Annotated in this window: 13 protein-coding genes; 4 read left to right on the top strand and 9 right to left on the bottom strand. The window is 65.2% G+C overall.

Going from position 1 to position 14,647, the window contains the following annotated elements; genetic code table 11:
* Positions 1-35: 35 nt before the first annotated feature.
* From NLM33_RS13050 to NLM33_RS13010, 9 genes are all read right to left on the bottom strand, one after another.
* On the bottom strand, positions 36-1,145 hold the full coding sequence (locus NLM33_RS13050) for an ABC transporter ATP-binding protein (RefSeq protein ID WP_254096447.1): 1,110 nt from the start codon (positions 1,143-1,145) through the stop codon (positions 36-38).
* Positions 1,146-1,320: 175 nt separating this feature from the next.
* Positions 1,321-2,310, bottom strand: a complete 990-nt coding sequence (locus tag NLM33_RS13045; protein ID WP_254096446.1) for an ABC transporter ATP-binding protein — start codon at positions 2,308-2,310, stop codon at positions 1,321-1,323.
* Positions 2,307-3,017 carry a DUF1028 domain-containing protein gene (locus tag NLM33_RS13040; protein WP_254096445.1) on the bottom strand — a complete coding sequence of 237 codons (711 nt, stop codon included), beginning with the start codon at positions 3,015-3,017 and terminating at the stop codon, positions 2,307-2,309. The genes NLM33_RS13045 and NLM33_RS13040 overlap by 4 nt, the downstream gene beginning before the upstream one ends.
* An 18-nt stretch (positions 3,018-3,035) precedes the next feature.
* On the bottom strand, positions 3,036-4,841 hold the full coding sequence (locus NLM33_RS13035; protein ID WP_254096444.1) for a gamma-glutamyltransferase family protein: 1,806 nt from the start codon (positions 4,839-4,841) through the stop codon (positions 3,036-3,038).
* 88 nt (positions 4,842-4,929) lie between these two features.
* The gene (locus tag NLM33_RS13030) at positions 4,930-5,919 is read right to left on the bottom strand and encodes an ABC transporter ATP-binding protein (RefSeq protein WP_254096443.1); all 990 of its coding nucleotides are present in this window, start codon (positions 5,917-5,919) and stop codon (positions 4,930-4,932) included.
* Positions 5,916-6,902, bottom strand: coding sequence for an ABC transporter ATP-binding protein (locus tag NLM33_RS13025; RefSeq protein ID WP_254096442.1), 987 nt, complete (start codon positions 6,900-6,902; stop codon positions 5,916-5,918). Before NLM33_RS13025 ends, NLM33_RS13030 begins: the two co-directional genes overlap by 4 nt.
* A 13-nt stretch (positions 6,903-6,915) precedes the next feature.
* On the bottom strand, positions 6,916-7,887 hold the full coding sequence (locus tag NLM33_RS13020) for an ABC transporter permease (RefSeq protein ID WP_254096441.1): 972 nt from the start codon (positions 7,885-7,887) through the stop codon (positions 6,916-6,918).
* Between the two features lies 1 nt (position 7,888).
* Positions 7,889-8,869 carry an ABC transporter permease gene (locus NLM33_RS13015; RefSeq protein ID WP_254096440.1) on the bottom strand — a complete coding sequence of 327 codons (981 nt, stop codon included), beginning with the start codon at positions 8,867-8,869 and terminating at the stop codon, positions 7,889-7,891.
* Positions 8,870-8,969: 100 nt separating this feature from the next.
* The gene (locus NLM33_RS13010) at positions 8,970-10,571 is read right to left on the bottom strand and encodes an ABC transporter substrate-binding protein (protein ID WP_254096439.1); all 1,602 of its coding nucleotides are present in this window, start codon (positions 10,569-10,571) and stop codon (positions 8,970-8,972) included.
* 310 nt (positions 10,572-10,881) lie between these two features.
* Between NLM33_RS13010 and NLM33_RS13005 the strand changes: the two genes are divergently transcribed.
* From NLM33_RS13005 to NLM33_RS12990, 4 genes are read left to right on the top strand one after another with little or no spacing between them, the layout of a single operon-like run.
* Positions 10,882-11,139, top strand: coding sequence for a DUF6489 family protein (locus NLM33_RS13005; protein ID WP_254096438.1), 258 nt, complete (start codon positions 10,882-10,884; stop codon positions 11,137-11,139).
* Positions 11,139-11,939, top strand: a complete 801-nt coding sequence (locus NLM33_RS13000) for an alpha/beta fold hydrolase (protein ID WP_254096437.1) — start codon at positions 11,139-11,141, stop codon at positions 11,937-11,939. The genes NLM33_RS13005 and NLM33_RS13000 overlap by 1 nt, the downstream gene beginning before the upstream one ends.
* 48 nt (positions 11,940-11,987) lie before the next feature.
* Positions 11,988-13,538: a wax ester/triacylglycerol synthase family O-acyltransferase gene (locus NLM33_RS12995; protein ID WP_254096436.1), complete on the top strand. Its 1,551-nt coding sequence runs from the start codon at positions 11,988-11,990 to the stop codon at positions 13,536-13,538.
* A gap of 23 nt (positions 13,539-13,561) precedes the next feature.
* The gene (locus NLM33_RS12990) at positions 13,562-14,557 is read left to right on the top strand and encodes an alpha/beta fold hydrolase (protein WP_254096435.1); all 996 of its coding nucleotides are present in this window, start codon (positions 13,562-13,564) and stop codon (positions 14,555-14,557) included.
* The last annotated feature ends 90 nt before the right edge of the window (positions 14,558-14,647 follow it).

Here is a 14,647-nt window from a genome sequence, read left to right as displayed (position 1 = left end):
GCATCATCCCCAAAACTGTCTGACATGGCTGGCGGCTATCTCGGTGTTGCCGGCGCATCTTGTATACCAACCCCGGAGGGGCCAGCGCCTTCCGTCTTTCGGCTGAAGGCGGCAACCAATTTCGCGAGCGCCGGCGACAAGGCGTGCGGGGCGGGCAGGATGGCGTCGGCCGGGGGCAGCTCCGCGACGCGGTGACATGCCGTGGCGTGGCCGCTGCTGTCTGCCAGAAGTTGCGGTGCCTCGCTGCGGCAGCGGTCGACCACGAACGGGCAGCGGGTGTGGAAGCGGCATCCTGCCGGCGGATCGAGCGCGCTCGGCATCTCGCCCTTGAGCAGGATGGTGCCTCGCTTTGCGTGCGGCTGCGGCAGGGGAATCGCGGACAGCAGCGCGCGGCTATAGGGATGGCGCGGTGCGGCGAACAGCGCGTCGGCCTCGGCCGTCTCGAGGATGCGGCCGAGATTCATCACGGCGACGCGGTCGGCGATGTGCTTCACCACGGCAAGGTCGTGGGACACGAAAATGTAGGCTAGGCCGAGCCGATCCTGCAATTCGCGCAGCAGGTTCAGGATCTGCGAGCGGATCGACACGTCGAGCGCCGAGACCGGCTCGTCGCAGATGATCAGCCTGGGCTCGACCGCCAGCGCACGGGCAATCGCGATGCGCTGGCGCTGGCCGCCGGAGAATTCATGCGGATAGCGGCGCGCGAGGCGCGGCTCCAGCCCGACGAGTTGCAGAAGTTCCGCAACCCGCTCGCGCCGGCGCGATGACGGGACGAGGTCATGCAGTGCGAGCGGCTCGGTCAGGATCTGGCTAACCGTCATGCGCGGGTTGAGTGAGGCGTAAGGATCCTGAAAGATGATCTGGGCCTTTCGGCGGAAGGCGCGCAGCGCATTGGGGTCGAGCGCGAGCAGATCGCGACCTTCGAAGCGAACGCTGCCGGCATCCGGCTCGATCAGCCGCAGCACCAGCCGGCTGACCGTCGATTTGCCGCAGCCGGATTCGCCGACCAGCGCCAGCGTCTTGCCGGCGTCGAGCGTAAAGCTCACGCCGTCGACAGCCTTGACGAGGGCCTTGGGTCTGCCGAGCAGCGAACGTTCGGCAACGAAATGCTTGACCAGATTTTCGACCTCGAGCAGCGCGGTCATCGCATCTGCTCCGCGCGAGGAGTTGTCTCGTGTCCCGGGCGCGGCGCAACGCGAAGTGTTGCGACGCTGAACCGGGACCCAGCTCGTCGCAAAATGGGCCCCGGTTCAGCAGCGCACCACTGCGCTGCGCTCGTGCTGCGCTGCGCCCGGGGCACGAGAGGAGAGAGCAGCGCCATCACGACACCAGTTGCTCGAGCGGCGCGCGGATGCAGCGCGAGAGGTGGCCGGCGCTCACTTCGGCGAGCGCCGGCGGCGCTTTCGTGCAGGTCTCGCGCACGAACGGGCATCTTGCCGCGAAGCGGCAGCCGGCCGGCGGATGTGCCATGTTCGGCACCATGCCTTCGATCGTTGCAAGCTGCTCGGCGCGTTGGTCGAGGCGCGGGATCGAGCCGAGCAGCCCGACGGTGTACGGATGCTGCGGCGAGGCAAACAATTCGTCCACCGGCGCTCGCTCGACGATCTCGCCGGCATACATCACCGCCACCTCGTCGCAGACTTCGGCGACGACGCCGAGGTCATGGGTGATCAGGATGATGGCGGCGCCGCTCGCCGCCTTCAATTCACGCATCAGCTCAAGAATCTGAGCCTGCAAGGTGACGTCGAGCGCCGTGGTCGGCTCGTCCGCGATCAGAAGCCGCGGATCGCAGGCCAGCGCCATCGCGATCATCACGCGCTGGCGCATGCCGCCGGAGAGCTTGTGCGGATATTCGTCGATGCGCCGCTCGGGCGAAGGGATATGGACGCGGCGGAGCAACTCGATCGCCCGCTCGCGCGCGCTCTTCCTTGAGCCGCCGCGGTGGCGCAGGATCGTCTCGACGATCTGGTCGCCGATGGTGAAGCTCGGATTGAGCGAGGTCATCGGCTCCTGGAAGATCATCGCGAGCCGGTTGCCGCGCAGGTCGCGCAGGGTCTGGTCGGAGGTTTGCAGGAGATCGACACCATCGAAGCGGATGTTGCCGGTGACCTCGCTGGTCTGCTTCGGCAACAGTCCCATGATCGCAAGCGACGTCACGCTCTTGCCGCAGCCGGATTCGCCGACGAGGCCGAGCGTCGCGCCGTTGGCGACGCTGAGATCGACGCTGTCCACCGCGTGGGTGATGCGGCCATCGTCGCCGTGGAAGCGGACGCGCAGGCCCTGGATTTCGATGAGGGGCGCCGCGCTCATTGCTCTGTCGCGCGGGCCGCCGCGATGCGGGCATCGATCACGGCGCGGTCGGTGATCCCCGCAGGATTCCGGCGGGTCGGCAGCGAGGCGCGGAAATGCACCCAGAGCTCGTTGCTGACCTGCTCGAGCCGTGCCAGCTCGGCAAGCGGATCTGGATGATCGTCGACGCGCAGGTCGAGCGCGGACCATTCCTCCTCGCCATGAATGAGGAGTGCAGCAGATTGCTTGCCGCGCTTGTCGCCGCCGGCGGCCTCGCCGGCGCGCATTGCCGCGAGCAGGCGGCGCGGGAAGGGCAGGCTGTCATTGGCGATGTAGGTCTTTGCCGTCTCGCTGAGGACGTCGGGACCGGCAAGCATGTTGCCGGCAATGGAGAAGCCGCTTCCCGCCGTGTGTCCGCACCAGTCGACGCAGTCGCGGCCGGTGTGCGCCGCGACTTCACCGCTGGCATCCATGATGTGGATCTGGCGGCTTTCACGGCCATCATCGGTCGCGAGCAGCGCCGCGAGCACGTCATGCGCATTCAGGCCTTCGCGCAACAGCTTGACGCCGTCGATGCCATAATAGGGATTGACGAAAGCCTGCGTCGCGATGGCGCCAAGGCCGGCGGCGATGAAGGGTACGCGCGCGCCGACGGCGAAGAATCGCGTCGCAACCGCGATGCCGAACTGGCCGGTGGCAGGATCTCGCGCGATGATCGACCAGGTCATGTCGTGCTCGTCAGTCCTTCAGCGTCCTGCCGCGTAACCTTGCATGCCCCGTGGATTCGCGGCAGCGCGTCGGCGCACCCCGACGCGCGATGCGGCGGTGAGGCGGCCTTCGGACCAGTCGGGACCGACCTCGATGATATGCCCGCGCTCGCGCAAATTCTCGATCGTCGCCTTGGGCACGCGGTTCTCGACCACGAGCACGCCGGGACGCGCCGTGCGCGGCCAGAACGAGATCGGGAAATGCTCGGAATGCCAGGCCGGCGCGTCGATCGCCTCCTGCAGATTGAGGTTGCAATGGATATGCCGCAGGAAGAACTGGGTGATCCACTGATCCTGCTGGTCACCGCCCGGGGATCCCCAGGCGAGATACGGCTCGCCGTCGCGCAGCGCCATGGTCGGCGACAGCGTGGTGCGCGGACGCTTGCCCGGCGCGAGTGAGGCGGGGTGACCCTCCTCCAGCCAGAACATCTGGGCGCGGCTGCCCAGACAGAAGCCTAGCTCCGGAATGATCGGCGAGGATTGTAGCCAGCCGCCCGACGGCGTCGAGGACACCATGTTGCCGGCCTTGTCGATGATGTCGAAATGCACTGTGTCGCCGCGCACCTCGCCGAACCGACCGACGGTGGGCTCGCCGGCGCCCAGCGCGCCGACGGCCTCGCGTTGGCCTTCGGCGCGGCGCAGCTTGACGACCCCGCCAAAGCCTTCGACCGAGCCGGGCCGGAAGTCGAGCGAGGCCTTGTCGGTGACGAGCTTGCGGCGTTCGTCGTTGTAGGCATCCGACAGTAGCGTCGCGACCGGGATCTCGTTGAACTTGGGATCGCCGTAGAACTTTTCGCGATCGGCGAAAGCAAGCTTGGCGCATTCGATCTGGAGATGGATGAATTCGGGGCCCGTCGGATCGAGCCCGTCGAGGGCAAAGCCCTTGAGCAGCGCAAGCTGCTGCAAGGTGACCGGACCCTGGCTCCAGACGCCGGCCTTGCAGACGGTGTAGCGGCCGTAATCATAGGTCAGCGGCGTTTCGATGGTCGGCTGCCAGCGCGCCATGTCGTCGGCCGAGAGCACGCCGCGATGCGGCGAGCCGCTGACGTCCATCACCTCCTGGGTCCGGCAGAACTTGTCGATGGCCTCGGCGACGAAGCCTTTCGACCAGGCGTTCCGCGCGCGCTCGATCTCGGCGTCGCGGCCACCGCCGCCGCTTTCGGCTTCGCTCAGGATGCGCGAATAGGTGGCGGCGAGCGTCTTGTTGGTGAAGAGCGTGCCGGGTTTCGGGACTTCGCCGTTCGGCAGGTAAACCGCGGCCGACGTCGGCCAGTGCCTGCGGAACAGTTGCTCGACGGTCTTGATCGTCGCGCAGGCGCGCTCGACCAGCGGATAGCCGTCGCATGCGTAGGATATCGCTGGCTCCAGCACGTCGCGCACGCGCATCGTGCCGTAGTCGCGGAGCAGCATCATCCAGGATTCGAAGGTGCCGGGAACGCAGGCCGCGAGCAGGCCGGTGCCCGGCACCATGTCGAGCCCTTCGCTCTTGTAGTGGGCGATGGTGGCGCGCGCCGGGGCCGGGCCCTGGCCGCAGATCACCTCGGTGCGGCCGCGCTTGACGTCATGCACGATGATGGGCACGTCGCCGCCGGGGCCGTTGAGATGCGGCTCGACCACCTGGAGCGTGAAGGCGGTCGCGACGCCGGCATCAAACGCGTTGCCGCCTTTTTCGAGGATGGCCATGCCGACGGCGGTCGCGATCCAGTGCGTGCTGGCGACGACCCCGAACGTTCCTTCGATCTCGGGCCTCGTCGTGAAGGGATCCGGATTGACGTTGCTGGCCATGGGAGATCGCTTTTCTTGTTTGCGGCGGGCGCAATTGATCACAGGCGTGACCCGCTGCCAATTGCGCGGGCGGCATGGCACGCACGCGTCACGCCGGCACCGGGGCGGTGTTGACGGCGTGGCAGGCGACGCCGTCGATCAGTTGCGGCGTCTCCTTCCGGCAGAGATCGAACGCAAGGGGGCAGCGTGGATTGAACGCGCAGCCCGGCGGCGGATCGATCGGGTTCGGGATCTCGCCCTTGACCGGAATCCGTTGGCGGCCGGACATCGCGAGATCCGGCACTGCGCCGAGCAGCATCTTCGTGTACGGCATGCGCGGGCGCGCAAACAGCTCGCGGCCTTCGGCAATCTCGGCGATGCGGCCGAGATACATCACGCCGACGCGGCTCGCCATGTGGCGGACGACCGCGAGGTTGTGGCTGATGAACATGTAGGTCAAGCCGAACTTGTCCTGGAGGTCACGCATCAGATTGAGGATCTGCGCCTGCACGGACACGTCGAGCGCCGAGGTCGGCTCGTCGCAGACGATGAACTCGGCGTCGGACGCCAGCGCACGCGCGATCGCGATGCGCTGGCGCTGACCGCCGGAGAATTCGTGCGGGTATTTCAGCCGGTCGTCTGGATGCAGCCCCACCAGGCTCAACAATTCGCCGACCCGGGCCTGGATGTCGCGCTCGCCCTGGATCAGGTCGAAGGCGCGGATCGGCTCGGCGATGATGGCGTCGACCCGGAAGCGTGGATTGAGACTCGCGTAGGGGTCCTGGAAGATCATCTGGATGCGGCGGCGCAGGCGGCGGCGCGCCGGCGCCTGCCTCGGGTCGGTCATCGAGACGCCGTCGATCAGCACCTGGCCCGAGCTTGGCGGCAGCAGCCCGACGATCATCCGTGCGACGGTCGTCTTGCCTGAGCCTGATTCTCCGACCAGCGCAAAGGTCTCGCCCTTGTTGATGTCGAAGGTGACGCCGTCGACGGCCTTGAGATATTCGAGATGCCCGCCTTCGAGCACCCGGTTGAGCCATGGCTTCGAGACGTCGAAGACGCGGCGCAGGTTCCTGGCCTGGACGAACGGCGCGCTCATGCTGCGCTCTCCGCGGGGACGTTGTCATAGAGGTGGCAGGCGACCGATTGTGCGCCTCGGGCAAGCGGCTCGGGCCGCTCGACGCGGCAGCGGTCGAAGGCAAAGGCGCAGCGCGGATTGAACGAGCAGCCGCGCGGGATCGCCGACAGGCGCGGCATGGAGCCGGGGATCTGTACCAGGCGCTTGTCCTCGCCGGCGAGCGTCGGGATCGCACCCATCAGGCCCTTGGCGTAGGGGTGCAGCGGATTCTTCACGACGTCCTGCACCGGGCCGATCTCGGCGACACGGCCGGCATACATCACCGCGACGCGGTCGGAGGCCTCCGCGATCACGCCCATGTCGTGGGTCACCAGCATCACCGCGGTGCCGTGGTCGCGCCCGAGCCGCTTGATCAGCGAGATGATCTGCGCCTGCACGGAAACGTCGAGCGCGGTGGTCGGCTCGTCCGCAATGATCAGCTCGGGTTCGGCGCAGATCGCGAGCGCAATCACCACGCGCTGGCGCATGCCGCCGGAGAATTCGTGCGGATAGCCGTCGATGCGTTTCTCCGGCGCGGGGATGCCGACCTCGGCGAGGAGATCGATGGCGCGGCGGCGCGCGGCCTGCTCGGACAGATTCAGATGTGTGCGGATCGTCTCCACGATCTGGTCGCCGATCTTGTACAGCGGGTTGAGCGAGGTCAGCGGATCCTGGAAGATCATGCCGATCCGCTTGCCCCTGACGCGGCGCATCTCCTCCGGTGGCAGGTTGTCGATCCGCGTGCCCGCGAGTTGGATCTCGCCGCCGGCAATACGGCCGGGCGGATCGATCAAGCCGATCACCGCGAGCCCGGTGACCGACTTGCCGGCACCGGACTCGCCGACCACGCCCAGCACCTCGCCCTTGGCTATGTCGAAGGAGACGCCGTCGATCGCGCGCAGCGTGCCGCGGCGGGAGGCGAACTCCACCTGAAGGTTACGCACGGAGAGAACTGTATCGGTCATGAACGAGGTGGACTCACCTGAGCTTGGGATTGAGCGCGTCGCGCAGCCAGTCGCCGAGCAGGTTGATGGAGAGGATCAGCACGGCGAGCGCGAGGCCCGGGAAGGCGACGATCCACCATTCGCCGGCGAACAGATAGTTGTTGCCGATGCGAATGAGCGTACCGAGTGAGGGCATGGTCTCGGGCATGCCCGAGCCGAGGAACGACAGCGTCGCCTCGGTGATGATGGCGAGCGCCAGGTTGATGGTGGCAATCACCAGGATCGGCCCCATCGTGTTCGGCAGCACGTGGCGCAGCATGATCACGGGCGCGGGCAGGCCGATCAGCTGCGCGGCGGCAACATAGTCCTTGTTCTTCTCGACCATGACCGAGCCGCGCACCGTGCGGGCATATTGCACCCAGAAGCTCAGGCCGATCGCGAGCACCAGCACGCCGAGCATGCTCATCTCGTCGAGCTTGTTGCCGAGCAGCGATTTGGCGATGCCGTTGATCAGAAGCGCGATCAGGATCGCGGGGAAGGAGAGCTGCACGTCGGCGACGCGCATGATTAGGCCGTCGACGGCGCCGCCGAAATAGCCGGCCGTGAGGCCAAGCAGGATTCCGAGCGCGCCGGAGAACACGACGCCGAGGATGCCGACGAGGAGAGAGATCCGCAAGCCGTAGAGGATCGCCGAAAGCACGTCGCGGCCCTGCTCGTCGGTGCCGAGCAGGAACGGGCTCTGGCCGTCCGCGGTCCAGAGCGGCGAGATGCGCGAATTCAGGAGCTGGAGCTGCGCCGGATCAAACGGATTCTGTACGGCGAGCAACGAGGCGAAGATCGCCAGCAGGAAGAACAGCAGCGTGATCGCAGCCGCGATCATGGTGATCTTGGAGCGGCGGAAGGAATAGAACAGGTCGCTCTCGATGGCGCGCTTGAACCAGCCGGAACGGGCCGCAGCGCGCGCGAGGGGCTCTTCCGTTTTGTGCTGGACGACGGCCTCGCTCATCTCAGTGTGCCCGGCTGACCGTCGAGCGCAGACGCGGATCGACGATGGTGTAGAGGATATCGACGATGAGATTGATGGTGACGAAGATCAGGGACACCATCATCAAATAGGCTGCCATGATCGGGATATCGACATTCTGCACGGCCTGGACGAACAACAAACCCATGCCCGGCCACTGGAACACGGTCTCGGTGATGATTGCGAAAGCAATTACCGAGCCAAATTGCAGGCCGGCCACCGTGATGACGGGAACCAGCGTGTTGCGCAGCGCGTGGCCGAAATGGATCGCGCGCGTCGTGAGCCCGCGGGCGCGGGCGAAGCGGATATAGTCGGTGCGCATCACCTCCAGCATCTCGGCGCGCACCAGGCGCATGATCAGCGTCATCTGGAACAGCCCGAGCGTGATCGAGGGCATGATCAGCGCCTTCAACCCGGAGAGCGTGAGCAGCCCCGTCGTCCACCAGCCGATATGCACGACCTCGCCCCGCCCGAACGAGGGCAACCAGCCCAGCGTCACCGAGAACAGGTAGATCAGCAGGATGCCGATCAGGAAGGTCGGCAGCGAGATGCCGATCAGCGAGATCGCCTGGAATGCGTGAGCCAGCAAGCTGTCGCGGCGGAGCGCCGAATAGACGCCCATCAGGATGCCGCCGACCATCGCGAAGATGGTGGCGCAGATCGCGAGCTCCAGCGTTGCCGGCATCCGCTCCATCAAGAGGCTCGTGACCGGAAGGCGGAACTGGTAGGAGATGCCGAACTTGAACTGCGCAGCATTGGCGACATAGCGGCCGAACTGCACGATGACGGGATCGTCGAGCCCGAGCGATTGGCGTATCGCGGCGCGTTCGGCGCCGGATGTATCCAGCGACACCATCTGGTTCACGGGATCGCCGGCAAAGCGGAACATCGAGAACGAAATGATCCCGACGGCGATCATGACGCCGACGGCCTGGATTGCCCGGCGAAGAGTGAAAGCGAGCATCGGTTCCTTTCAGGTCTCTTCAGAGGCGCGCATCATCGCGTAGCCCTAAACGGCAAGTCCCGGAAGCCGAGGCTTCCGGGACTTCACAACTCGTCGACACTTACTCTTCCTGCTTGGTGGCCCAGTAGAGCAGGACCTGGTTGTCCGCGCGCTGAACCAGCTTCACTTTCTTGGATACGCCCCAGGCCAGCGCCTGCTGATGCAGCGGGATGTAGGCGTAGTCTTTGTTGGCGACCTCGAAGGCCTCCTTGATGAGCAGATTGCGCTTGGTCATGTCGGGCTCTACCAGAACCTTGTCCGTAAGGTCGTCGAGCTGCTTGTTGCAGTAGCCGCCGAGATTGGCTTCGCCGCGGTTGGGATCCTTCGGATCGTCACGACAGCCCATGATGTCGTGCAGCACGTTCTGGGAGTCCATCGTGGCCGGCGTCCAGCCCAACAGGTAGAAGGAGGTCTTGAAGCCGCCGGGCTTCAGCACCTTCGCGAAATATTGCGCTTTGGGCTGCGCCAGCAGGCTCACCTTGACGCCGATGCGCGCGAGCATGCCGACCACGGCCTGGCAGATCGCGGCGTCATTGACGTAGCGATCGTTCGGACAGTCCATCGTGAGCTCGAAGCCATCGGGATAGCCCGCTTCCGTCAGCAGCTTCTTGGCGCCGTCAACATCGAATTTCGGCCGCGTGAATTCCTTCGACAGCGGATAGAGCTCCGGTGCGACCATCAAGGCGGACGGCGTGGAGAGCCCGCGCATGACGCGATTCTTGATCAGCTCGACGTCGATCGCCTTGTAGAAGGCCTCGCGGACGCGGATGTCCTTGAACGGGTTCTTGCCCTTGACGTTCGAGAACAGGAGCTCGTCGCGCAACTCATCCATGCCGATGAAGATGGTGCGGAGCTCCGGTCCGGACAGCACCGTCGCATTGGGGCTCGCGTTGACGCGCTGGATATCCTGGATCGGAACGGGCTCGATCACATCGACCTCGCCTGACAGAAGCGCCGCCACGCGCGTGGCGTCCGATGCGATCGGGGTAAACACGATCTCCTTCAGGTTATGTTCCGGCTTCTTCCAGTAGTTGGGATTGGCCTTGAACACGGTCTTCACGCCGGGCTGATGGCTGTCGATCATGAAGGGGCCGGTGCCATTGGCGTGCAGCGAGGCATAGCTCGGCGTCGTGGCGGCGACCGGCGTCGGTGCCACAACGTTGTTCGCTTCTGCCCACTTCTTGTCCATGATGTACCAGACGTCCCATTGCCCCAGGAGGATGGGATTGGGCGAACTGAGAACGAAGTCGACGGTGTAGTCGTCGACCTTGACGACCTTGGCGTCGGCGGGGAGGCGGTTCTGCAGGTTCGAACCCTGGGCACGCACGCGCTCGGCGGAGAACACCACGTCGTCGGCGGTAAAGGGATCGCCATTGTGGAATTTCACGCCCTTGCGCAAATGAAAGCGCCAACGGGTCGGCTCCGGCGTCTCCCAGCTTTCGGCCAGCGCCGGGATGATCTTCAGGTCCTTGTCCCGCTCGACGAGGCCCTCATAGACATGGCCGAGATGGGCGTGGGTGGTGCTTTCATTGAGCGTGTAGGGGTCGAGTGATTTGAGCTCGCCCTGGTTGGCGTAGCGCAGCGTCTGGCTCATGGCCGGTGAGACCGCAAACGCAAGCGCCGACGCAAGCGTCATCGCTAGAAAACCCTGACGTACCGACATTCTTGACCCTCTCCACTCTGCCCGTGCCGTGATTTTTGATTGTTCGGCCGGGCTGATGTATCCATGTTGCCCAGAGTTTTTGCACCGTGCAAGCGCCCTTCCAGCAAGGAACGCGCCAACCTGCGCCGCTGTGCAGCAATGCTGACCGATACTCCGACAGATCGCCCGCCGGCGACATTCGACTTTTGATTGACCATATTGGCCGAATGCGGGAGGGGGCACGCGGCGCCTCGCATCTGGTCGCTTGCGTCGCACCACAACTCGCGGTGATACTACAGTAAGGCCGCTCGAATCCGATCTGGAGGGGACCATGAAGGTTAACATCGAAATCGACTGCACCCCCCTCGAGGCCCGCCAGTTCTTTGGGTTGCCCGACGTGGGGCCGATGCAGACGGCGGTGATGGACAAGTTGCAGCAGCAGGTGTTGAGCAACATCGAAAAGGTCTCGCCGGAATCGCTGATCCAGAGCTGGTTCACCTTCGATCCGAAGCTCGCCGAGCAGTTTCAGAACATGTTCGTGACGATGGCCGGTCTCGGCGGGCCGCGTAGCGGCGACAAGAAGAAGTAATGCCGGGCGAGCGGGACGGAGCAGAGCCGTCGCCCCGGCTTCGTCCGCCGGGCCTCGGGCTCCTGCTCGCGGAAGCGCGCGGCCTGTTCGAATTCAACGCCAGCCTGTTCCTGTCGCCGCTTCTGATGCGGGCTCCCAAGGGCGACGGTCATCCGGTGCTGGCGCTGCCAGGCTTTCTCGCCAGCGACCTGTCGATGGCGCCGATGCGCCGCTATCTGCACGAGCTCGGCTATGACGCCCAAGCCTGGCGGATGGGCCGCAATCTCGGCGGGCTGGCGCGCGTCCGGGACGCGCTGCGTGTCCGTCTGGCGGAAATTCATGCGGCGACCGGGCGCAAGGTAAGCCTCGTCGGATGGAGCCTAGGCGGCGTCTATGCCCGCGACCTCGCGCTGCAGGCGCCCGACATGGTCCGCTATGTCGTCACGCTCGGCAGCCCTTTCGCCAACGACGTGCGGGCTACCAATGCGACGCGGCTCTATGAGGCGCTGTCGGGCGAACGGGTCGAGGACTTTTCCGAGTTGCGCGAGGCCATCGCCGGCGACCTGCCGGTGCCCAACAGCTCGATCTTTTCGCGCAGCGACGGCATCGTAAACTGGAAGACCTGCCTGCTGCATCCTTCCGAGCGTGCCGAGAACATCGAGGTCTATTTCGCGAGCCATATCGGGCTCGGGGTCAACCCCGCGGCGCTCTGGGCCGTGGCCGATCGGCTGGCGCAACCGGAAGGGGAGTTCTGGCCATTTGACCGGGCGGGCCCGTTTGCCATTGCATATGCCCCGCCGGACCCTACAGTATCGGCCTGACAAGAAGCGCCGGTAAGGCGCCTGTCCAAGATTAAGTCGGAGGGAACTATGGGTGACGGTAAGAAGCTGTCGTCGCTGGACGCGTCGTTTCTCTATCTCGAGACGCCGGAAATGCCGATGCATGTCGGCAGCATGGCGATCTTTCGCCTGCCTGACGACTACAAGGGCGACTTCTTCGAAGACTTCAAGGCGATGATCGCCTCGCGGTTGCACATCGCGCCGATCCTGAAAGCACGGCTCGAAAAGGCGCCACTCGACATCGACCATCCCTCCTGGGTCGAGGACGACCAGTTCGACATCGATCGCCACATCTTCCGCGCCAGCCTGCCCGCGCCGCGCGACCGCGCGACGCTCGAGCGCATCGTCGGCTGGATGCATGCCAAGCTGCTGAACCGCGCCCGTCCGCTCTGGGAGTTCTACGTCTTCGAGGGCATGAAGCACAACGAGGTCGGCCTTTATTCCAAGATGCACCATGCCGCCATCGACGGCGGCGCCGGCGCGGCGCTGACCAACATGATCTACGACATCTCGCCGATCCCGCGACAGGTCGATCCGCCGGTGGCCGGCGCGAAGCCAGGCCAAGAGCCGCGCGACATCGCGGCCAATCTGCTCGATTCCTACCAGCAGCTCTTCACCCAGCCGCTTGAGGCCTCGCAAGCCGCCAAGAACCTGCAGCTGCCGCGCACGGGCAAGAGCGATATCGGCTCGATCCTGTTCGACAATGCGATGTACCAGATCGAAAGCGCGGTGCGCTTTGCCGGCAACATCCCGACCGTGCTGAAGAGCGTCTCGGACGTGCTCGGCAAGATCTCCGATCCGAACTCGCGCGAGAGCCTTGCCAGCATGGTCTCGCCGCCGACCATGTTGAACAAGTCGATCTCCTCCGAGCGCAGCTTTGCCGGCGTCTCGATCCCGCTGTCGCGCGCCAAGGCGCTCGCCAAGCAGGCCGGCGGCAAGCTCAATGACGTGGTGCTCGCGCTCGCCTCCGGCGTGGTGCGACGCTATCTCCAGCAATACGGCACGCTGCCCGCGAAATCGCTGACCGCGGCGGTGCCGATCTCGCTGCGCGAGGAGGGCAATACCGAGGCCAACAACCAGGTGTTCGGCATGATCTGCTCGATCGCCACAAATGTCGACGATCCCAAGGGACGGCTGGAGGCGATCATTGCGCAGTCGACCAAGGCCAAGGAGATGTCGCATCCGCTGCGCGCGCTGATGCCGCAGGTCTCCAACATCTCGATGCTGGGCGCGCCGATGATGGTGCAGATCCTGGCGCTGCTCTACAGCCGCTCGAACCTGTCGGACGTGCTGCCGCCGGCGGCCAACGTCACCGTCTCCAACGTGCCGGGGCCACGGCAGACACTCTATGCTGCAGGTGCCGAGCTGCTGCACATCTATCCAGTGTCGATCTCCACCCACGGGCAGGCGCTCAACATCACCGTGCAGAGCTATCGCGACCAGCTCGATTTCGGCTTCATCGTCGGCGCCAACATCATCCCGCACGTGCAGGTGATGTGCGACATGCTGCCGGAGGAGTTCGCCGCGCTGGAAGCGGCCTACGCGCCGCCAGCGGCCGACATCAAGGGCGCCGCCGAATAGGAAAGTTTGCCAGGAATCTTATGATGATTGAAATGCCGCCGCTCAAGTTCGTGCAGACGAACGGCATCCGCATGGGCTATTACGAGGCAGGCCCGAAGAGCGACAAGCCGCCGATGGTGCTCTGCCATGGCTGGCCGGAGATCGCCTTTTCCTGGCGTCACCAGATCAAGGCGCTGAGCGAGGCCGGCATCCGCGTGATCGCGCCGGACCAGCGCGGCTATGGCGCGACCGATCGGCCCGAGCCGGTCGAGGACTACGACATGGAGCATCTGACCGGCGATCTGGTCGGGCTCCTTGATCATCTGAACATCGAAAAGGCGATCTTCGTCGGCCACGATTGGGGCGGCTTCATCGTCTGGCAGATGCCGCTGCGGCACCTCTCGCGCGTCGCCGGTGTCGTCGGCGTGAACACGCCGCATTGGGACCGTGCGCCGGCCGATCCGATCGAGCTGTTCCGCAAGCGGTTCGGCGATCAGATGTACATCGTGCAGTTCCAGGACCCCGCGCGCGAGCCGGACAGGATTTTTGGCAGCCGTGTCGAAGAGACCTTCGATGCCTTCATGCGCAAGCCGGCGGCGCGGCCTCCTGGCGCGCCGGCGGAGGAACCGATCGCGGGCGTCGGGGCTTCACCGCGGATCAATCTGGCATTTCCGCAGATGATTGCGAATTACGATGCCAGGCATGATCCGCGCACGCCGATCCTGTCGGCGGAGGAGAAGAAGGTGTTCGTCGACACCTTCACGAAGACCGGTTTCACCGGCGGCATCAACTGGTACCGCAACTTCACCCGCAACTGGCAGAACTCCAAGGGGCTGGACCATCACGTGCGCGTGCCGTCGCTGATGATCATGGCCGAGAACGACGCGGTGCTGCCACCCTCGGCCGCCGACGGCATGGAGAAGCTGGTGCCGGATCTCGAAAAATATCTGGTCAGGGATAGCGGACATTGGACGCAGCAGGAAAAGCCGGAAGAGGTCAGCGCCAAGCTGATCGAATGGCATAGAAGGCGGTTCGGCTGAGGACGCAGTCGAGAGACAGACGTCATTCCGGAGCGCCCGAGGGGCGAATCCGGAATCTCGAGATTCCGGGTTCGATGCTCCGGGCCGCGC

It is taken from the genome of Bradyrhizobium sp. CCGUVB1N3 (assembly GCF_024199925.1).
GTDB lineage: Bacteria > Pseudomonadota > Alphaproteobacteria > Rhizobiales > Xanthobacteraceae > Bradyrhizobium.
The sequence above is the reverse complement of the archived record's forward strand: the minus strand, read 5'-3'. Positions and strand labels throughout refer to the sequence as shown.